We start from the raw sequence: 18,902 nt of genomic DNA on the forward strand, positions 1-18,902 counted from the left end.
GGCTGTGGGGCCAGCCGGGGCCTGCACGCCCATCATTTGCGGCACTGGGAAGACGGCGGCCCCACCGAGTTGGCCAACCTGGTGCTGCTGTGCCCCTATCACCACCGGTTACACCACCGCGGCGTCATCACCATCGGCGGGCACCCCGACGATCTGGTCGTCACCGACAACACCGGCGAGACGCTAAGCCCCGCATCGCTGGCGCGTCCCCCGAACTTCCCCCCGCCCGACGTGCCACCGTGCCGCGGGCCGCTCGGCGAGCGCGCCGACTGGTGGTGGTACCAGCCCTTCGAGCCAAAACCACCACCCACCAACTGACGGGCCAAACACGTTGGCGCACAACGGGTGGAGGATCGGGCGTCAGCCCGGTAATCCTCCACTACCGCTTCATCATTCGCGCCACGACGGGCAATACCAGCGGGGTGGGCAGGAACCGGGCCGACCCTAGTGCGAGCTTTACGTGCGGTCCCGGGACGACGGACCCGCGACCGTGGTCGGCCGCCTTGAGCGCGTCGGCGACAACCCGCTCGGCGGACACATGGGCGAACGACGGTATCCGGGTCACCACGCAGTCGGCATCGTTGGTGGCCTGGAACTCCGTCGGCGCCGGACCGGGGCAAACCGCGGTGACCGTCACGCCCGTGCCGGCGACCTCGGCGTTCACCGCCTCCGACAACCACGTACGCCTTGGCCGCGGCGTAGCCGGCGTTGTACGGCGCCGGCTGGAACCCCCGACACCGACGAGAGGTTGATGATCGCCCCGCGACCCCGCTCGACCATGCCGGGCAAGTAGCGCGGCATCAGGTCCGCCACCGCCTCGACATCGACGCGAAGCATTTGCAGTTCCTTGTCACGCCCCTCGGCGCCAAACTTCGTGTAGATGCCCAACCCGGCATTGTTCACCAGCAGATCGACCCGCGCGCCAAGCTCCTCGATGCGGGCCGCGAGCCGGGGCGGTCCTCAACGGGCTGTGCCGGGCGGCGCTTCCTGCAACCGCAGCCGCAGGCCGCTCGCCCGCACCGCGCGCCGCTCGATGGCGGCCCGCACCGACGCCTCGGTGCCCACCACGCGCACCTTGGCCTTCGCCCTGGTCACCGCCGTGTACAACAGCTCACGGGTCAGCAACCGCGAATCCTGCGGCGGGACAAGGACGGTGACCTCGTCGGCCTGGCTGCCCTGACTCTTGTGGATCGTCATGGCGTGCATGGTCTCGATGTCGGCCAGCCGGCTGGTCGCGAAGTCGAGCGGGCCGGCGGCGCCGGCGATGACCGCCCGCAAACCCTCGGGACCGGCGACCGCGACGCCGGTGTCCCCGTTGTAGACGCGCAGGCCGTAGTCGTTGGCGGTCACCAACAGCGGACGCCCGGGATACCACGGCGACCACGCCGGCTGACCCGTCTCCTCGGCCAGCCACCGCTGCGCCTGCCGGTTCCAGTACTGCACTCCGAACGGGCCGCGCCGGTGCGCGCACAGCAGCCGGTGCTCGTCGAGCGTCGCCAGCGCCGTCGGCACGTCGCCGGTGATCGCCGCCTCGCGCAGCCGCAAGGCGTGCGGCAGCAGGACCCCACGCAGCGGCGTCGAGGGGTCGGCGCATTCGACGAATTCGACATCGTCATCGCCCGAACGAAGCTGTGCCACTGCGCGATCCGCGTCCCCGGCCCGGATCGACTCGGCCAGGGCCCCGATGGTCTCGCCGAACCGGTGCGACGTGCGCAGCGCCGCCACCCGCACATCGCGGCGGGCGGACAGGCCGTCGACGAGATCGGCGAGCACCGCGCCGGCTTCCACCGAGGCCAACTGGTCGGCGTCACCGACCAGGATCAGCCGCGCGTCCGGGCGCACCGCCTCCAGCAGCCGGGCCATCATCGTCAACGACACCATGGACGTTTCGTCGACGACGATCACGTCGTGCGGCAGCCGATTGCCGCGGTGGTGCCGAAACCGCACCGAGGTGTCCGGGCGGCTGCCCAGCAGCCGATGCAGCGTCACCGCCTGCAGGCCGGAAAGCCGTTGGCGATCAACGTCTTCGAGCTTGCTTACCTCGGCCGCCACGGCTTCGGACAACCGGGCCGCGGCCTTGCCGGTGGGCGCGGCCATGGCGATCCGCAGGCGGGTGGCGCCCGAGGTCTCCGCCTGTTCGGCGAGCAGCGCCAACAGCCGTGCCACCGTGGTGGTCTTGCCGGTGCCGGGCCCGCCGGTCAGCACCGTGACCGCTTGGGTGACCGCGATTTCGGCCGCCGCCCGCTGTTCGGAGTACTTCGGCAGCGGGAACAGCCGATCCAGGCCGGACAGGTCGGGTTGCGCCGCGGGAACCGACAGCCTGAGCAGGTCGGCGCAGACCTGCTCCTCCTCGCGCCAATAGCGGTCGAGGTACAGCAGCCGGTCGTCGTACAGGCGCAGGACGGGCGGATCGCTCAGCAACCGGCTGGCCCGCAACGCCGCCAGCCAGCCAACCGGGTCCGGCCACGGCAGCCCGCCGACGCCGGCGTCGTCGGCCACCGTCGTCAGGTCGACGCACACCGAGCCGCCGCGCAGCGCCCTGGCGGCGAGCGCCACCGCCAGCGCCACGGCGTGATCGGTCTCCTCGGCCAGCGCCGTGATGCGTTGGGCCACATGCACGTCGGCGCACTCCAGCACCCCGGCCGCATTGAACGGCCGCAGGGCGGCGTCGGCGCCGAGCGCGATCCGCCAGTCCAGGGCATCGTCCAGGTCGCCGACGCTCATGCCCGGACCCCGTCCAGCAGATCCGACACCGCGGTCACCATCGCGGCCGGCGGTTGCCAGCCGAACACGCCGGTGGGGTGGCCGCCGACGGTCGGGGTGTGCGGCCCGCACATGCCCCGCACGAACAGGTACAAGACACCGCCCAGGTGCCGCTCGGGCCGGTAACCGGGTTGGCGCCAACGCAGAAAGCGATGCAACACAACGGTGTACAGCAACGCCTGCAACGGGTAGTCCGAATGCAGCATCGCCTCGGCCAGCCGGGGGTAGCCGTAGTCGGCCGCGGTGGCGCCCAGCATGTTCGTCTTGTAGTCGACCACCACGTAGCGCTGCCCGGGCAGGCGCAGCACCGCATCGATCGACCCGGACAGGTAGCCGCGCAGCGACTGGCCGCCGAGCGCGTCCGCCAGCAACCGGTCGCTGTAGCTCGCCAGCGGGTCGTCGAGCGCCAGGTGCTCACGAACCAGCGCGCCGAGGTCGGCGAGGCGAACCGGCGAAACCGCGTCGCGGCGGTCGCCGCCCGCCAACGGAATCTCGAAGTCCAACTCCCGCAACCGATCCCGCAGGCCGATCTGGCGCAGGGTCAGCCCCGCCGCCAGCGGGCCCAGCGGCGTGTCGTGCATGGGCAGCAGCGCCGCCGCCACGGCCGCGGGCTCGGCGTCCACGGGCCACCAGGCCGAGTGCTTGCGAACGTGGTCTTCGAGTTCGGCCGCGAGGTCGGCGGCGAAGGGATCCGCGGTTTCGAGCACCGCGTGCACGAGCGACCCGAACGTCGCGCCGGCGGGCAGCTCCGCCATGGGGGAGACGACGTCGGCGCCGGCGGCCGGCGCCTCGGGGGCGACGGCCAGGGCGGCGTCGTCGATCTCGTCGTCGCGCGGCGTCATTTCCGGTTCGCTGCCCACGCCGGGGTCGGGGGACTCCTCGGCGCCGCGCACCAGCGCCGAGTACGACGTCCGCCGCCACGTGGTGTCGATCGAGGCGTGAAAGTGCCGCACCGCAAGCTCGCCGGGCGGTGCCGGGCGATGCGCCGCCAGCGCGTCGAGGACCGACGACTCTTCGATCACCGGGCCGCCCGCGGCCTCCCACTCGCGAAGGCAGGCCAGGGCGTCCTCGTCCGAAATCGTCGGGGGCACACAGCTATCCGGGACCTCGGCCTCTCCCAGGCGTCGGCCCCGCAGCAGCCGCGACAGCCCGCCGTTCGGCTCGTCCTTGGCGGGCGCCCACCACGCCACCACCTGCGACTGCGCCCGCGTCAGCGCGACGTACGTGAGCCTGATGTCGTTGCGGGCCGCCTCGGCGCGGCTGAACGCCTCGATGCGTTTGCGGTCGGCACCGCCCGGGCCGCCGACGTACAGGCACCGGACGCCGTCGTCGTCGTGGTAGAGCGGAATGTCGTCGATGAAGACGTGCCGGTTGAACGCGAACGGCAGGTAGACGATGGGAAATTGTAATCCCTTGGCGCCCCACACCGTCAGGATCTGCACCGCCGCCGCGTCACTGTCGATCCGTCGGCTGCGTTCGGGCGCTCCCGCGCGCTCCTCGCACTGCCGGCGCAGCCAGTCGCGCAGAGCCGGCAGCGTCAGCCGGTCCCGGTGGGCCACGGCGTGCAGCAGCTCGGCGATGTGGGCCAAATCCGTCATGGTGCGCTCACCGCCCTGCTCGGCGAGCACCCTGCGGCCCATGCCGGCCAGCTGCGCGGCCTCGAACACCGCGGCGGGCCCGCGATTGCGCAACTCGTCGGACCAATCGCGCAGCGTGGCGGCGATCCGGTCGGTGAGGTCGTCCCCGCCGGCGGCCAGATCGCGGGCGGTCTTGCCGAAGAACACCGTCGCGGCCGCGGCCCGCACCAGCCCGGCGCGGTGGGTCTGGTCGAACGCGTCGAGCAGCAACAGCCAGTCCCTGGCCGCATCGGCGGCGAACACGTCGCCGTCGCCGGTGTAGACGGCGGGAATCCCGGCCTGCGTCAAGGCCGTTTGGCAGGCCCGGGCGTCCTTGCCCGATTCGACGATGACCGCGACGTCGCCGGCGCGGACCGGGTTGCCGTCGAAGGTGGCGCCGCTGGCCAGCAGGGCGGCGACGTCGGCGGCGAGATCGGCCGGGATGTGGCGACGCAGCCGGTCGATGGAAATGGTTCGGTCCTGCTCGCAACCGAAGGCCGCGCGTTTGACGACCCGCAGCCGAAACGGCGCGTTGTGCGGCGCGCCGCGCAACCGGTGCCCGCCGACGCGCGCCTCCACGTCATGAACCACGATGTTGGGGTCGCCCAGGGCGGCGCCGCGCAGCAGCGTCTGCAGGCTGTCGACGAGCGCCTTGTCGCTGCGCCAATTCACGCTGAGCGTGCGGCGCTCGCCAGCCGTTTCGGCGGCCCGCAAATAGGTGTAGATGTCGCCACCCCGGAAGCCGTAGATCGCCTGCTTGGGGTCGCCGATCAACACCAGCCGGGAATGGCCGTTGAAGGCGCGGTCGACGACCTCCCATTGAATCGGATCGGTGTCCTGGAACTCGTCGACCATGACGATCGACCAGCGGCGGCGCATCCGGTCGGCGGCGGCCGAATCGGCCGACCCGCCAGGGCTTTTCAGGGCGCCGGCCAGGCGACTGAGCAGGTCGTTGTAGCTGAAGATGCCGAGCCGGCGCTTGCGCAGTTCGAGCTGGTCCAGCACGTCGGTGGCGAAACGCAGCCGGACCGCGGCCACGGACTGCGGGTCGGGGTGCTGCGGTCGCAGCTGCGCGCAGGGGTCCTCGACGATCGTCCGGGCCAGCGCCAGCGCGTCGCGGCGACTCAGGGCCACCTCGTCGCGCTGCGATCCAAAGTGTGCGAGGTACAGGTCGTCGACGATCTGCGCGACCAGGTCGTCGAGGCTTTCCACCAGCGTCGCGTCGGTGTCCGTATCCCCGGCCACCCCAAGCGATTTGAGCACCAGATGACAGAACTGATGCGTCGTGCAAATCGTGGCGGCGTCGAAGTCCGAGAGCGCGTCACGCAGCCGCGCGCACCGCTCGCCGCGTTCGGCGTCGGTGCCCGCGGTCAGGTGGGCGAGCAGGTCGGTGAGCCGGCCGGGCATCGAACCCTCCAGTGCCGCGACGGCTTCGACGATCTGGCAACGGACACGTTCCCGCAGTTCCCGGCTGGCGGCCTTGCTGAAGGTGATGAGCAGCATTTCGTCGAGCTTGCCGACCCCTTCGGCGATGAAGCGGGTCACCAGCCCGGCGAGCGCGAAGGTCTTGCCGGTGCCCGCGCTGGCCTCCAGCACCGTCGTGGAGCCGCTGGCCGGCAGCGGGCCGAGCAGATCGAAGCGCTCCATCAGCCCAGCTCCCGCGCCGAGCGTTCCGAACGCAGCAGCGGCGCCCACAGCCGGGCGGCCAGGGCGCCGAGCCGCGTGGTCTCGCCGGGGACCTCCTCGCCGGGGCGCGGCGGCCCCAGCAGCGCGTCGAGCCGAGCCGTTGGGCCCCACACCCTAACGTGTGCGGGCTCGGCGTTCTCGCCGCGAAAGTTGTTCTGGGAGTTCCACCGGTATCCCGCGGCCCGCAGCGGGTCCCGGTCCGCATTGCGCGCCTCCGCCCAGGCGAACGACGTCCGCAACGGCAGGGGTAGCGGCTCGCAGCGGCCGGTGTCGTACAGCCGCACCAGCTCGCGCAGGGCAGCGAGGGAGTCCGGCGGCGGGCCCAGCAGCCGGCGCTCGATCCGATCGTCTCGCCGGCCGCGCCCGACGCACAGGGCGGTCCAGTCCCGCCGCGGGTCGCTCGCCTTCAAGGCCAGCAGCGGCACCCAGGATTCCAGCAGGTGCTTGCCGCCGAGCCTGGAGTAGGTGACCGACACCGTGCGGGTGCCGAACACCGTGCTCACCGTGCCGGTCAGCCGCCGCCCGCCGCCCAGCGGGAGGTCGACGTCGTGGGCGGCGGGCACCCCGACGCGATGCCGCAGCGCCTCGGCGGCCAGCTCGGCGGCCCGGCCGCGGATCTCTTTGGCTTTGCGCCACCCGAGCTGCCCGGGCGGCAGGGTGCCCCGGCGCCATTCGGCCTCGGCGGCCTTACCGGGATCCAAGCCGCGCAACATGTCTCGCAGCATGCGGTCGCCGACCGACCACTCCTCCAGGTTGTCGATCTCGACGGGCATCTCGTCTTTGATCTCGTCGACCTCCCAGGGCAACGCGTAATCCAGCGCGCGGAAGAAGCCCTTGACCGGATCGCGCAGAAAGGCGAGCAGGTCGGCCAGGACGACGTCGTCGGGCGCGGGCTGGGGGAGCGGATCGGTGAAGAAGCGCGGCCGTGGGTGTCGTTCGCCGGCGGCGGCCCGGGCCGCCACCAGGGCGGTCGGATCGAAGGTGAAGGGTTGGCCCGGCAGCAGCTCGCCGGGCGTGACGTTGCGAATGTCGAACGGCTGCAACGGATGTTCGGTCAGCACCCGGTCGCGCACCGGCGCCGGGGTGGTCCGGTCGAGCGCGTCGAGCAGCTCGGCCAGCGGCACCGACGGCGGCCGCGGGTGTCCGGTGTGCTCGTCGGCGCCGGTGTAGGTGATGACCAGCGTCTCGGTCGCCGCGCACACCGCGTCGAGCAGCAATTGCCGGTCCTCCGAACGGATGTCGCGCTCGCCGGTCATCGGCGCGCGGGCCAGCACGTCGTCGCCGTCGGGCAGCGCGGACCGCGGGAACACGCCGTCGTCGAGGCCCACCAGGCACACCACCCGGTGCGGCACCGAGCGCATCGGCACCATCGTGCAGACGGTCAGCGTCCCGGTCCGAAAGTTGGCGCGGGTGGGCCGCCCCGCGAGGCGCTCGGCCAGCAGGGCCCGAACGTCGGACAACCGCAGCCGGGCGTCGCCGCGGAAACCGGCTTGCGCCAATATCGTTGCGAACTCGCGGTGGAGCTGCCCCGACTGCCAGGCGTCGGCGGCGTTTACCCGGGTCAATTTCGCGACACCGTCGGCGAGCGCGTCGATCCACTCGGCCAGCGGGCGGGCGCCGTGCAGGGAGTCGACCGCCGACTGCAGCCGGTCGACGTATTCGGCGAGCCGCCCGGCGAGCTCGACCCGGTTGCTGCCGACGTCGTCGAGCGGAAGGGCGGTCGCCAGCCACGCCCGCGAGTCGTCGGACATCGCCACCCCGGTCAGGATCCGGTCGAGGCCGAAGCGCCAGGTGTTTCCCACGACGTGGTCGAGCCCGTACGGCTTGCGGTGCCGCGTGTCGAAGCTCCAGCGAACACCGGACTCGCGCACCCAGCCGGCGATCGTGTCGAGGTCGTCGTCGGTGAATTCGAATCGCGCCCGCACCGGCGCGGCCTGCGCCAGGTTGAGGACCTCGGTGGCGGTGGCGCGGCCGCCGGCGATGGTGAGCAGCTCGCCGGCCACCCCGAGGAGCGGGTTGGTCTGGGTGAGGGCGCGGTCGGCCAGCCGCACCCGCAGCCGGTGCGCGGGGTGGTTGGGGCCGGAAAGTTCGCCCAGGCCGAAGGCGGCGACGATCAGCGGCGCGCAGCTTTCGATGTCGGGGCACATCACGATGATGTCGCGCGGTTCCAGCGTGGGATCGTCCTGCAACAATCCGAGCAGCACCTCCCGCAACACGTCGATCTGCCGGGCGGTGCTGTGGCAGGCATGCACCTGGACCGAACGGTCGTCGGCGGCCAGCACCCGGCGCCCGGGCCGGACCGCGTTGGCCGCGATGTCGGACTGCAACCAGCCCAACAAGGTCTCGGGTTGCCTTGCGGGCCCGAGGTATTCGTCGGTCGCGCGCGCCGGCGGCAACACCGTTTGCAGCTCGCGAAGGTCGCGGCCCAGCGTCTGCAGCAGCGGGTGGTGGGCGCGGCGGCGGCTGGTGTCGCAGGTGCGGGGCATTGGGCCGGCGATGCCGGTGAGCGCGCGCCACAGCTCGTCGCTGGGGTGGGGCAGCCACAGGTGCAGGTCGTGGTGGGCCGACAGCGCGTCGAGCAGCTCGATGTCGGTGGCCGGCAGCCGCGTGTGACCGAACAGCGACAGCCGCGCCGGCAGGTCGCTCGGCCCGTCCCGCAGCCGCGCCACGGCCGCCCGGTGGCGGACGTGCGGGGGCTCGGCTGGGACGCGCTCGACCAGCGCGCGCCACAGTTCCGGCTGCCAGGCCAGGTCGGCGTCGAGCCCGGCGGTGTTGCCGTCCAACCAGTCGACGAGCAGTTGGGGACGCTGCCGGGCGTAGGAGGCGAACAGCCCGGCCAGCCGGCGCGCCACGGCGTAGCGGCGTCCCTTGCGCAGCTCGGCCTCCTCGCCGGTGTGGAAGTGCCCCAAATGCGTTGCAAGCGTTGCCAACCACGGCTCGTCGAGGTTGGCGTCGATGACCTCCAGCAACGGCCACGCCATCGCCTCGGGGGACCACGGGTCGACGTCGCCAGCGGTGCCGGTGATCGCCAAAATCTCCGCGATCAGCGAAGCCGGGCTGCGAAACGTCACCCCGGCGCACACGCCGTCGCCCTGCCCGGGCCGGCATCCCAGGACGTGCGAAAGCCGCTGGCTCAGCCAGCGTTCGACGCCGCGCGCCGGCACCAGCACCAGGTCCTCGGCGAAGGGGTCGGCCGGGGGACTGGCCAACAGGGCGCCGAGACCGTCGGCGAGCAGGTCGGTGCGTTCGGCACGGTGAAGATGAAGCGCCATCGAGCGCCACCCTAGAGCCTGGCACCGACGAAGCGGCGACCAATCGCGGACGACTAGCCTGAAAACCGGCAGGAAGGACTTAAGGGAACGACATGGAAGCTTGGGACGCGATCTGCGCGCGGCGCAACGTAAGGCAGTACAGGCAGGAGCCGGTCTCCGACGACGACCTGAACCGCATCGCCGAGGCGGGCTGGCGGGCCCCCTCGGCCAAGAACCGGCAGCCGTGGGACTTCGTCATCGTCACCGACCGGGCCCAGCTGCAGGAGCTGTCGACGGTCTGGCGCGGGGCGGGTCATATCGCCTCCGCCCCGGCCGCCATCGCGCTGGTGGTGCCCGTGCCGCCGGACGAGCGCCGGCTGGTCACCGACACCTACGACATCGGTCAGGCCACGATGGCGATGATGATCGCGGCCACCGACCTGGGGATCGGGACCGGGCATTCGTCGGTGGGGGATCAGGACAGGGCGCGGGCCATCCTGGGCGTTCCCGAAGACCACCAGGTCGCGTTCCTGCTCGGCATCGGCTATCCCGCCGACCGCCCGCTCACCCCGATTCGCAAGCCCGATCGGCGGCCCTTTGCCGAGGTCGTGCATCGCGGTCGTTGGTGATCGGCGCCGCGAAAAGCGTTCGGCGCCTGGGCGGGTCGTAAGGTGGTGATCGTGCCCGACCATCGGGGCGAGTACGGCATCGACGGGTCATTCAAGACCGTCTCGGCGCGCGGGCAGGCGATCGGTGTCGTCGCCCAAGCGGCCGCCCTGGCGGTGTGGGGCGGGATGAGCTTGGCGCGCGGCAGGCGGGTCGCGGGGGCGCTGGGCGGCGCGTTTGCCGCCGCGCTGATCTCGATGCTGACGTGGTACATCTACGCGACGCGCTCGGGCAAGTTCGTGGTGTGGGACCGGGTCCTTGACGACCTGCGGCTGCGCGGCGACGAAACGGTGCTCGACCTCGGGTGCGGACGGGGCGCGGTGTTGCTGGCGGCCGCCAAGCGGTTGCCGCGGGGCCACGCGATCGGCGTGGACCTGTGGCACGCCGACCAGACCGGCAACTCGCGGGACGCCACGCTGGCCAACGCCGCGTTGGAAGACGTCGCCGACCGGGTCGAGGTGCGCACCGCCGACATGACGGCCCTGCCGCTGCCCGACGAAAGCGTGGACGTCGTGGTCAGCAGCCTGGCCATCCACAACATCCCGGCCCGCGCCGGCCGCCGCCAGGCCTTGGACGAGGCGGTTCGCGTGCTGCGCCCGGGAGGCCGGCTGGCCATCGCCGACCTGTGGGAGACCCGTCAGCACGCCGATCATCTGCGCGCACTGGGTTGGCGAAATGTGAAGCGCCGCAACCTCGGATGGCGCATGTGGTATGGCGGTCCCTGGTTCTCCACGCGCCTGGTCACCGCCACCAAACCGGGCTAAGGCCTAGAGCCGGGCCAACGGTATAGAGGGGTCGTTTGTCGCAGACGTGGCTGCTCATCTGGTAACCCGAATCCACCACGGTGGGTAGCTGATATCGAGGACCGTGGTCTCGCGGTAGCCCGCCCAGGTGGGCACGCCGTGTGGCTGTCCCCGATACAACCCGCGGGCGGCAGCGACCACCCGGTCGCGTTGGGTCGGCCACTGGAGCTCCGCTGCGATGTCGTCGAGCACCTGACGATCGCGCGCGAGGACTCGGTCGACGATGTCGACGGCGGGCAGCAGGTTCCCTTTGTCGCCATTGCAGCGGCTACACGCAAGGACCAGATTGGCCGGGCCGTCGATGCCCACTAACGACCAAGGCAGAACGTGGTCGATCGGGTTGTTTGCGTGCAAATGCGAACCGCAATAGAAGCAGTGCGCGCCAAAGGCGTCTATAAATGGTCCGCGGACCGCAGCTAGCGCGATGCGTTCCCGTCCGAAGAGGTGGCCAGCGATATCCGGGACGTTCTCGTCGAGGAACTTGTTCATCCTTCGTACGTCCTCGACCCACATGATTTCCAGCGCCGGCTTCAACAGGCCCGCCAACCTTGCCAGCCCGTATGCGACGCCCGGTTTGAGCTCCACGGCGTCCCCGTGCGCGCGTAGCGTCCTACGTGAGATCTGGTCATGCAGGAATGAGTCGTCGTAGAGAAAGTCATCACTAGTTGTTTTGCCCGGCAATCGTTGTAGGCGGTGTAGCGGCTGCTGCGCCAAACAAAGGGTGATTTCGTCGATAGTTGCCTGGTAGACCGCAGGGTGTCGAAGCATTGCGACATCGATCGACGTGCCACCGCCCACAACGCCGCGGAATTCATTGACCGCAATAAGGATCCGCGCCCGGGGTTGCGTCGACTGCCTAAGCTCCCGCCCGTCGAACGGCCGGACCTGACGCCAATAAATTTCGAGGACTCGGCGCGCCAAATCTGGGATCGGCACACTTAACGTGTCGGCGGGGTCCTCGGGAAGGTGCTCGATGCAATGATCGAGCAAGGCCATCAATGTAGCGAGCTTGTACGTTGCGGTTCGCAGCCCGGTCTCCAGAATCGCCACCACGCGTTGACCTAACAGCAGCGGGTCGACCGGTTCAGCCATGTCGCCTCAGTTCGGGCGTGCTGGGTGGAATCGCATGAACCTTCAGTATGCCAAAGAAGATTCGCTGCGTCGGGCCAAATGCGGGTGCATGCTGATTCCCATGACGAGAAACGAACTTACCGAACAAATCGTGGTGTCGCGCCTGGCGAAGGGGCTCTCCTGGCAGGAGCTGGCCGACGCGATCGGCAGGCCGGTGGTGTGGACCACCTCGGCGCTGCTGGGCCAGCATCCGATACCCGCGGAGCTCGGCAAGGTCCTCGTGAAGATGCTCGACCTCGACGACTCGGCGGTGGCCGTGCTGGCCGCGCCCCCGATGCGCGGCGGCCTGCCCACCGCCGTGCCGACCGACCCGACCATCTACCGCTTCTACGAAGCCCTGCAGGTGTACGGCGGCGCCATCAAGGAAGTGATCCACGAGCAGTTCGGGGACGGCATCATGAGCGCGATCAACTTCAGCGTCGACCTGCAGAAGAAACCGCACCCGTCCGGCGACCGCGTCGTGGTCACGTTCGACGGGAAATGGCTTCCCTACCAATGGGTTTCGGCCAATGAATGAGCCATGCCGACGAAGCTCGGCGGCGGCCGAGGCGCCCCCCGGGCGGGGTGCGCCGCCCGGGGTGAAGTGACTGCGCGGCGCGCACGTGTCACACTTGCGTCGAGGAGGCGAGCAGCGCGGTGGTCAGGTCTTTTACCGGCCACCGCGTTCGCCATCTCTAGTTCATCAGCACCTGCGGTGAGAGCTCTTTGAGCATCGCGTTGGCCCAGCGCATTTGGCGCAGCGTCTCAGGGTGACAGCGCGACGCCAGGGTGAGCAGCTCGGAATCCTTGGCCGCCTGGGCGCCCTGGGCCAGCAGCTCCCAGTCCAGCGACACCCCCGCGGCCACGCGATGGAGCCGGCGCAGGTCGGCCAGCAGCAGCAGCCCCGGTTCGGGTCGGTGCCGCAGCACGCCGCTCACCCGCGACTGCAGAAAGCCCGTCAACGCGGTGGTGCGCGGCTCGGCGGACAGCCGCAGCCCGTAGTGGCGGCCGTGCCCGGCCAGCTCGCGCAGGTGCCGCCGCGACCAGCCGGCCAAGTCCTGCGCCAAATGACAGATGTCCTGGTCGCTGTGGTGGCGCGCGGCCATCACGTGGAGTTCGTGGGCCAGCTTGCGTTCGGAGCGGTGCAGCTCCCGGATCGCCAATGCGAGTTTCACCGCCCGGCTCCCGTCGGCAGCACCTCGGCCACGCCGGCCGCGGCCCCGCCCACGGTGGCGGGCACGGCGCCGTTGACCGGTGCGGACGCCGCGGTGGTCGGCGCCGCCGCGGCGCCGTTGGTCGCCGCGCGCCGATGCCGGCGCTTTGCCAACCGGGCGGCCGCCGTCTTGTAGATCGGCTGCTTGGACACCGGGTCCCAATCGGTCAGCGTGAGCTCGTTCCCGGCCCGCCGATGCCCCCGGTCGCCGACCCCGTCCCGCTCCAGATCCCAGTAGCCGTAGTGAAAGGGCACGAACAGCACGCCGTCCCGGATCCCGCAGATCCGCGCGGCGCACCTGACGGCGCCGCGCGGCGTGCTCACCTCGACGGCGTCGCCCTCCCCGATGCCGAGGCGGTCCGCGTCACGCTGCGAGACCTCGACCCACACGTCGGGCGCGGCCAGCTCGAGTTGCGGCGCCCGCGCCGTCTTCGTCCGGGTGTGAAAGTGGTACACGGTGCGGCCGGTGATCAGCACGAACGGGTAGTCGGGGCTCGGCCGCTCGTGTGGGGGCACGTATTCGGCCGCCTTGATGATGGCCTTGCCGAAGGGGTTCATCGAGCGGTACTCGTCCGGCTGCAGCGGCGCCCCGGTGATCAGATCCTTGCCGTAGGCCTCGCAGTAGTCCGGTGCCGCCCAGAATTTCGCGTCGCCGTACAGGCGCTCGGTCCCGTCGGGATGCTCTGCGTTGCAAGGCCATTGGATACCGCTGCCGCCCCTGAGCTTCTCGTAGCTGAGGCCGGTGTAGTCGCACGGCCCGCCCGCGCTGCACTTCTTCCACGCCTCGAATGCCGACTCCGGATCGGTCCAGGGTGGGAACGGCTGGCCGTCGGAATCGCGAAATTCCATCCGCCGCGCGTAGTTTAGGAAGATCTCGAGGTCCGAGCGCGCGGAACCCGGTGGCTCCACAGCCTTTTCGGACAGGTGCACGGTGCGGTCGGCGTTGGTGAACGTGCCGGTCTTTTCGCCCCAGGCCGCCGCGGGCAACACCACGTCGGCCAGCGCGGCGGTCTCGGTCATGAAGATGTCCTGCACCACCAAAAAGAGCCGCTCCTGCGACAGGATGTCGCGGATGCGGGGCAGCTCGGGCAGCGACACCGCCGGGTTGGTCGCGGTGACCCACAGCATCCGCAGGGTCCCCTCTTCGGCGAAGCGGAACATCTGCATCGCGTGCGTGGGCGGCGCGTAGTGCGGAATCTGTAGCGGCGCAAGGTTCCACAGCTTCGCCAGCTCTTGTATGTGCGCGTCGTTGGACCAGTTGCGGAAACCGGCCAGGTCCCCGTCCGCGCCGCACTCGCGGGTGTTCTCCGCGGTCGGCTGCCCGTTCATCTGCAACACGCCGCAGCCGGGCCTGCCGAGCATGCCGCGCACCAGGTGGATGTTGTTGACCTGCACAGCCGCAGCGGTTGCCTGGTGGGACTGGTAGAAGCCCTGCAGCACGGTCGACAGCAGCCGCTCCGCGGTGCCCAGCAGCCGCGCCGCGTCCCGGATGTCGTCGGCCGAAACGCCGCAGATCTCGGCGACCCGCCCGGGCGGAAACTCCTCGACCCGCCCGCGCAGCTCCTCGAAACCCACTGTGTGCGCGTCGATGTAGTCCCGGTCGATCCAGCCGTGGGCGATGATCTCGTGCAACAGGCCGTTCATCAACGCCACGTTGGTGCCGGGCAGCGGGGCCAGGTGCACGGTGGCGCGCCGGGCGACGGGCGTGAGCCGGGGGTCGACGCACACGATCGCCGGCGGTGCGTCGCCGGCCAACCGGTCCAGCATCCGCGCCCACAGCACCGTCTGCGTCTCGGCGACGTTGTGGCCGAACAGCGCGATGACGTCGGCATGATCGACGTCGGCATAGGACCCGGGCTGCCCGTCGCAGCCGAACGATTCCTTCAGCGCCTCGGCCGCGGTCGCGGTGCACAGTCGGGTGTTGCTGTCGACGTGGTTGGTGCCGATCGCGCCGTGCGCGATCGCCGCCTGGGTGTAATACGCCTCGAGGAACAACTGCCCCGAGGTGTAGAAGCCGATCGAGCTGGGGCCGAAGGTGTCCAAAAGCTCCCGGCTGCGCGCGACGATACGGCCCATCGCGGTGTCCCAGTCGCACGGCCGCAACTCGCCGCCGACGCGGATCAGCGGGGCCCGCAGCCGATCGTCGGACGCGTTGGCCTGCCAGCCGAACAAATCCTTGGGGTCGAGGCGGCCGTGGTTGACCCGGTCGACGGCGCGGCCTCGCACGCCCACGATCCGGCCGTCCTTCACGGCGATGTCCAGGCCGTCGCCGTTGGAGTGCAACACCGCCGCCGACTGCACCCACCGGTCCACCGCCTCGGGGGTGACCCCGTCGGCCAGGTAGGTGTCGACGCGATCCGGCCACCGGGTGCCGGGTTCGTACGGCGTACGTGTGCCCCAGGGTTCGGCGATCCGGTCTACAGCCACGCCCGAACGCGTACCCGGCCGGCGGCCCGCAAAACCTTGCTGACCAGGCAGCCCGCGGCCTCAGAGGCCGAACTCGGCTTCGATCCCGTCGATGCCGGCGCGGATGGCCGACAGCGCGTCGGCGCGGGCGCGCAGCTTGGTCGCGGCGTGGGCCTGCTGGTGCAGGCCGGCGAATTCGCGCGCGGCCTCCTCGGCGCGGCTGACCACCATCTCGGGTAGCACGATCTCGTCGACAAAGCCGGCGGCGAGGGCGGTTTCGCCGAAGAAGGTCTTGGCCAGGCCCGCGGCCTGCTGGTAGGCCGACCGGGTCAGCCGCAGCTTCATGATCTCCAGGGCGGCGTACGGGATGGTCATGCCGATCGCCACCTCGTTGGCCTGAATGTTGTACGCGTGGGCCGCGACCCGGTGATCGCCGGACGACAGCAGGAACGCGCCCATCGCGATGGCATGCCCGGTGCAGGCCATCACCACCGGCTTGGGGTAGGACAGCAGCCGATACGCCAGCTCGAAGCCGCCCCGCAGCATGTCGATCGCGGGCTGCACCTCACCGGAGGTCAGGATCTTCAGATCGAACCCGCCGCTGAACACGCGCTCGTTGCCGGTGATCACCAGCGCCCCGACGTCGTCGCCCTCGGCGCGGTCGATCGCCTCGCCCAGGGCCCGCTGCATCGTCGGGCCCAGCGCGTTGACCTTGCCGTCGTCCATCCTTATGACCGCGATGGAGTCCTGGTGGCTGTAGTAAACCGGGCCGCTCATGGGTGCTCCCTTTTTCGATGCTGGGTGCGTCAGACGTGCTGACCGCGGTGCTTGCCGAGGTCGGCTTCGGCGTTGCCCCAGCGCACGCTCACGTCGGTGGGCTCGTCGAGCAGCCGGGTGCGCCACCGCTCCTGCGTCTCCTGGACGGCGCCGTTGATGCGTTCGATCTCGCTGCGGAACACCTCGGGGCGCGTTTCCTTGCTGGCGTAGTGGAAGTAGGTGAGCAGGCCGCGCAGCAGCTCCAGCTTCTGCTTTTCCCGCTTGGCCAGGTCGTGCGTCGTCATCAGCTCGATGCGCTGCACCGGCGGGAGCGCGTCCCAGTCCAGCACGACGTCGGTCTGCAGCCGGGGCCGCTCGCGCCGCCAGAACCGCCAACCGCGCGGCGTCTCGGGGCGGTCGTAATAGATCACCGTGCCGGTGAAGCGAGACTCGATCCCGGTCCCGATTTCGGCTCGGTCGAGCGCCGAATCCCACACCATGCGCCATTCCTGTCCCGGAGCGAGCACCGGCAACTCGCGCGGCAACTGCAGTTCGACGACGTCGGCGTAACCGTCGGCGGCATTTTCGTATTCGGCCACCGTCGGCGGATTCGGAAATGAGAACCGGATGTCGTAGGCGGCGGTCTGCCCGAAATTCCGGACCACCAACTCGATCACGTGCCAGTCGGCGGGATGGGGCTCCATGAACATCGCGACGTGGGGCCGGACCTTCTCGGCGGCCAGCCGCCGATTCAGCTTGAGCTGCCGGTTGGCGAACAAAAGCGCCACGATAGCCAGCAGAATCGCCGCCCACGCCGCCCACGCAAGCCAGGTGCTGGACCCCACATTGGTGACCCCGTGCCAACCGTTCTGGACCCACCCCATGGAATCCACCCTTCCGCTTATATCACAGTGGCCGTGGCCGGATATTTCGCTGGACCGATAGTAGAGGCGTTCGCCGTGTATTGCCGACCGCGTAATCGCGGCGCACAAATTGGTTGCTGGTTGACCCGGTGCGCTAGCCGCCCATCAACATTCGCCACTGATCCAGATCGGTGGCCCGATACACGTAGTTGGAGCGCTTGACCTCCGATAGCGAGGCGCTCGGTTCCGCCGAATACCAGTGCCCGGGAAACACCGTAGGGTCCCCGGGCAGCGCGGCGAGCCGCTGCAGGCTGCGATACATCTCGTCGGAATCGCCGCCGGGAAAGTCGGTGCGCCCGCAGCCGTCCAGAAACAAAGTGTCGCCGGCGACCAGGCGGCCGTCGAGCAGAAAACACTGGCTGCCGGGCGTGTGGCCCGGGGTGTGCAGCAGCTCGATTTCGATGTCCCCGACGCTGACCTTGTCGTGGCTTTCGTGGGCGGTGAGGTCACCGAGCCCGATGCCGGTGACCCGCGAAACCCAAAGTGCCTCATGGGTATTGACGTGCACCGGCACGGGCGCCCGCTCCAGCAGCTCGGCCAGGCCCTTGAGCTCGAAGCCCATCATCGCCCCGCCCACGTGGTCGGGGTGGTGGTGTGTCACCAGCACGCCCGACAGGTGCATGCCGTCGGCCTCGAGCGCGTCGAGCAGGTCGCCGGCGGCGTACGCCGGGTCCACCATCACGCAGTCCCCGGTCGCACGGTCGCCGATCAGGTAGGCGAAGTTGCGCATCTGCGTGGCGAACACGTCGCCGGCCGCGAAATCGCGGCCCGAGAGCAGTTGGCGGAAGTACAGCCGATCGGTTGACACATGACCAGACTATTGACTCGTCGGGGCGACTTGGTATTCGGGCGGACTTTGCCGGAATTGGGCCGTCGGCCGTCGGTTGCCGTAATGGGCAATGGGTATTGTTGGCACATGAAGAAGAGGGTCGAGATCGAAATCGACAACGAGCTGGTCCAAGAGGCCATACGTCGGTTCCATCTGGCTGACGCGCGGGAGGCCGTGCACCTCGCGTTGCGGACCTTGCTCGGCGAAGCGGGCGCAGAGGATGCGCAAGAGGACGAGTACGACGAGTTCAGCGACCTCAGCGCGTGGCAACCCCGCCGCGGCGGCGATGGCGGGTGAACGTCAGCCGCCGCCGAATCTTTTTAAGACCCAATAACAGCCAACGGCTCTGGCCGCCGCCGGCCCAGAGGCGCTGGTTTGGTGCCGTTGCGCGCCAGGCTGTACCCTCTTTTAGGCCCGCGGCACGACTGTCGCTTGGGTGAACGGCCCCCTTAGCTCAGTCGGTAGAGCGTTTCCATGGTAAGGAAAAGGTCAACGGTTCGATTCCGTTAGGGGGCTCGGCGGACGCCGGGCAGGCTGGCGGCGCGTAGCAGAGGCGATGTAGCTCAGTCGGTTAGAGCGAACGACTCATAATCGTTAGGTCGCCGGTTCGAGTCCGGCCATCGCTACAACACAACAACGCAGCGCGGCCAGAGACCGCGAGCAGGATCCGGGAGAGAAACGTCATGGCTTCCAGTACCGACGTGCGGCCAAAGATCACGTTGGCGTGCGAGGTGTGCAAGCACCGCAACTACATCACCAAGAAGAACCGCCGCAACGACCCCGACCGGCTCGAGCTGAAGAAGTTCTGCCCGAACTGTGGCAAGCACCAGGCGCACCGCGAGACGCGCTAGCTTAGGTAGGTTCTAGACCCGTGCCGTTG

General features: G+C 69.9%; 17 protein-coding genes and 2 tRNA genes. 8 read left to right on the forward strand and 11 right to left on the reverse strand.

Going from position 1 to position 18,902, the window contains the following annotated elements; all coding sequences use genetic code 11:
• Positions 1–318, forward strand: a 318-nt coding sequence (locus AWC19_RS26475) for an HNH endonuclease signature motif containing protein (RefSeq protein WP_142281432.1), incomplete at its 5' end; no start/stop codon positions are given.
• Between the two features lie 61 nt (positions 319–379).
• Here the strand turns inward: AWC19_RS26475 and AWC19_RS26480 are convergent.
• The 5 genes from AWC19_RS26480 to recC are packed head-to-tail and all read right to left on the reverse strand — an operon-like array spanning position 380 to position 9,337.
• Positions 380–676, reverse strand: a complete 297-nt coding sequence (locus AWC19_RS26480) for an SDR family oxidoreductase (protein ID WP_142281433.1) — start codon at positions 674–676, stop codon at positions 380–382.
• The gene (locus tag AWC19_RS26485) at positions 661–936 is read right to left on the reverse strand and encodes an SDR family NAD(P)-dependent oxidoreductase (protein ID WP_085081052.1); all 276 of its coding nucleotides are present in this window, start codon (positions 934–936) and stop codon (positions 661–663) included. The genes AWC19_RS26480 and AWC19_RS26485 overlap by 16 nt, the downstream gene beginning before the upstream one ends.
• A gap of 24 nt (positions 937–960) precedes the next feature.
• On the reverse strand, positions 961–2,724 hold the full coding sequence (gene recD / locus AWC19_RS26490; protein ID WP_085081053.1) for an exodeoxyribonuclease V subunit alpha: 1,764 nt from the start codon (positions 2,722–2,724) through the stop codon (positions 961–963).
• Positions 2,721–6,026: an exodeoxyribonuclease V subunit beta gene (gene recB / locus AWC19_RS26495; protein WP_085081054.1), complete on the reverse strand. Its 3,306-nt coding sequence runs from the start codon at positions 6,024–6,026 to the stop codon at positions 2,721–2,723. Before recB ends, recD begins: the two co-directional genes overlap by 4 nt.
• On the reverse strand, positions 6,026–9,337 hold the full coding sequence (gene recC / locus AWC19_RS26500) for an exodeoxyribonuclease V subunit gamma (protein ID WP_085081055.1): 3,312 nt from the start codon (positions 9,335–9,337) through the stop codon (positions 6,026–6,028). Before recC ends, recB begins: the two co-directional genes overlap by 1 nt.
• Positions 9,338–9,429: 92 nt before the next feature.
• On the opposite strand from recC, the gene AWC19_RS26505 reads away from it, so the two are divergent.
• Both AWC19_RS26505 and AWC19_RS26510 read left to right on the forward strand, forming a co-directional pair.
• Positions 9,430–9,945, forward strand: coding sequence for a nitroreductase family protein (locus AWC19_RS26505; RefSeq protein ID WP_085081056.1), 516 nt, complete (start codon positions 9,430–9,432; stop codon positions 9,943–9,945).
• Positions 9,946–9,996: 51 nt separating this feature from the next.
• The gene (locus tag AWC19_RS26510; RefSeq protein ID WP_085081096.1) at positions 9,997–10,746 is read left to right on the forward strand and encodes a class I SAM-dependent methyltransferase; all 750 of its coding nucleotides are present in this window, start codon (positions 9,997–9,999) and stop codon (positions 10,744–10,746) included.
• A 54-nt stretch (positions 10,747–10,800) separates the two neighbouring features.
• Here the strand turns inward: AWC19_RS26510 and AWC19_RS26515 are convergent, their stop codons facing one another.
• Complete coding sequence (locus AWC19_RS26515) at positions 10,801–11,877, reverse strand: HNH endonuclease (protein ID WP_085081057.1); 1,077 nt, start codon at positions 11,875–11,877, stop codon at positions 10,801–10,803.
• Between the two features lie 100 nt (positions 11,878–11,977).
• Between AWC19_RS26515 and cynS the strand changes: the two genes are divergently transcribed.
• Positions 11,978–12,433 (forward strand): cyanase, encoded by a 456-nt coding sequence (gene cynS, locus AWC19_RS26520; RefSeq protein ID WP_443677525.1) that lies wholly within the window; start codon positions 11,978–11,980, stop codon positions 12,431–12,433.
• A 157-nt stretch (positions 12,434–12,590) separates the two neighbouring features.
• Here the strand turns inward: cynS and AWC19_RS26525 are convergent, their stop codons facing one another.
• The 5 genes from AWC19_RS26525 to AWC19_RS26545 form a co-directional block, all read right to left on the reverse strand.
• Entirely contained in the window at positions 12,591–13,070 is a 480-nt protein-coding gene (locus tag AWC19_RS26525) for a hypothetical protein (protein ID WP_085081058.1), read from the reverse strand.
• Positions 13,067–15,535 (reverse strand): molybdopterin oxidoreductase family protein, encoded by a 2,469-nt coding sequence (locus tag AWC19_RS26530; protein ID WP_085081059.1) that lies wholly within the window; start codon positions 15,533–15,535, stop codon positions 13,067–13,069. The genes AWC19_RS26525 and AWC19_RS26530 overlap by 4 nt, the downstream gene beginning before the upstream one ends.
• Before the next feature lie 60 nt (positions 15,536–15,595).
• Positions 15,596–16,291, reverse strand: coding sequence for a crotonase/enoyl-CoA hydratase family protein (locus tag AWC19_RS26535; protein ID WP_085081060.1), 696 nt, complete (start codon positions 16,289–16,291; stop codon positions 15,596–15,598).
• 29 nt (positions 16,292–16,320) lie between these two features.
• Entirely contained in the window at positions 16,321–17,154 is an 834-nt protein-coding gene (locus AWC19_RS26540; RefSeq protein WP_085081061.1) for a hypothetical protein, read from the reverse strand.
• A gap of 133 nt (positions 17,155–17,287) precedes the next feature.
• Positions 17,288–18,001 (reverse strand): MBL fold metallo-hydrolase, encoded by a 714-nt coding sequence (locus AWC19_RS26545; protein WP_085081062.1) that lies wholly within the window; start codon positions 17,999–18,001, stop codon positions 17,288–17,290.
• Between the two features lie 108 nt (positions 18,002–18,109).
• On the opposite strand from AWC19_RS26545, the gene AWC19_RS26550 reads away from it, so the two are divergent.
• The 4 genes from AWC19_RS26550 to rpmG all read left to right on the forward strand — a co-directional run bounded on the left by AWC19_RS26550 (position 18,110) and on the right by rpmG (position 18,873).
• A complete protein-coding gene (locus AWC19_RS26550; protein WP_085081063.1) occupies positions 18,110–18,319 on the forward strand; it encodes a type II toxin-antitoxin system VapB family antitoxin in 210 nt (69 codons plus the stop codon).
• 146 nt (positions 18,320–18,465) lie between these two features.
• Positions 18,466–18,538: transfer RNA gene (locus tag AWC19_RS26555), tRNA-Thr, on the forward strand.
• A 36-nt stretch (positions 18,539–18,574) separates the two neighbouring features.
• A tRNA-Met gene (locus AWC19_RS26560) sits at positions 18,575–18,648 on the forward strand.
• Positions 18,649–18,705: 57 nt separating this feature from the next.
• Entirely contained in the window at positions 18,706–18,873 is a 168-nt protein-coding gene (gene rpmG / locus AWC19_RS26565) for a 50S ribosomal protein L33 (RefSeq protein WP_003898538.1), read from the forward strand.
• The last annotated feature ends 29 nt before the right edge of the window (positions 18,874–18,902 follow it).

This window comes from Mycobacterium palustre (genome assembly GCF_002101785.1).
Taxonomy (GTDB): domain Bacteria; phylum Actinomycetota; class Actinomycetes; order Mycobacteriales; family Mycobacteriaceae; genus Mycobacterium; species Mycobacterium palustre.

Bases quoted from the DNA above. Each gene is read 5' to 3' on its own strand.
- recD (WP_085081053.1), bottom strand. From the start codon at position 2,724: ATGAGCGTCGGCGACCTGGACGATGCCCTGGACTGGCGGATCGCGCTC.
- recC (WP_085081055.1), bottom strand. From the start codon at position 9,337: ATGGCGCTTCATCTTCACCGTGCCGAACGCACCGACCTGCTCGCCGAC.
- AWC19_RS26505 (WP_085081056.1), top strand. From the start codon at position 9,430: ATGGAAGCTTGGGACGCGATCTGCGCGCGGCGCAACGTAAGGCAGTAC.
- AWC19_RS26535 (WP_085081060.1), bottom strand. From the start codon at position 16,291: ATGAGCGGCCCGGTTTACTACAGCCACCAGGACTCCATCGCGGTCATA.
- rpmG (WP_003898538.1), top strand. From the start codon at position 18,706: ATGGCTTCCAGTACCGACGTGCGGCCAAAGATCACGTTGGCGTGCGAG.
- cynS (WP_443677525.1), top strand. From the start codon at position 11,978: ATGACGAGAAACGAACTTACCGAACAAATCGTGGTGTCGCGCCTGGCG.
- AWC19_RS26540 (WP_085081061.1), bottom strand. From the start codon at position 17,154: ATGGGGTGGGTCCAGAACGGTTGGCACGGGGTCACCAATGTGGGGTCC.
- AWC19_RS26515 (WP_085081057.1), bottom strand. From the start codon at position 11,877: ATGGCTGAACCGGTCGACCCGCTGCTGTTAGGTCAACGCGTGGTGGCG.
- recB (WP_085081054.1), bottom strand. From the start codon at position 6,026: ATGGAGCGCTTCGATCTGCTCGGCCCGCTGCCGGCCAGCGGCTCCACG.
- AWC19_RS26550 (WP_085081063.1), top strand. From the start codon at position 18,110: ATGAAGAAGAGGGTCGAGATCGAAATCGACAACGAGCTGGTCCAAGAG.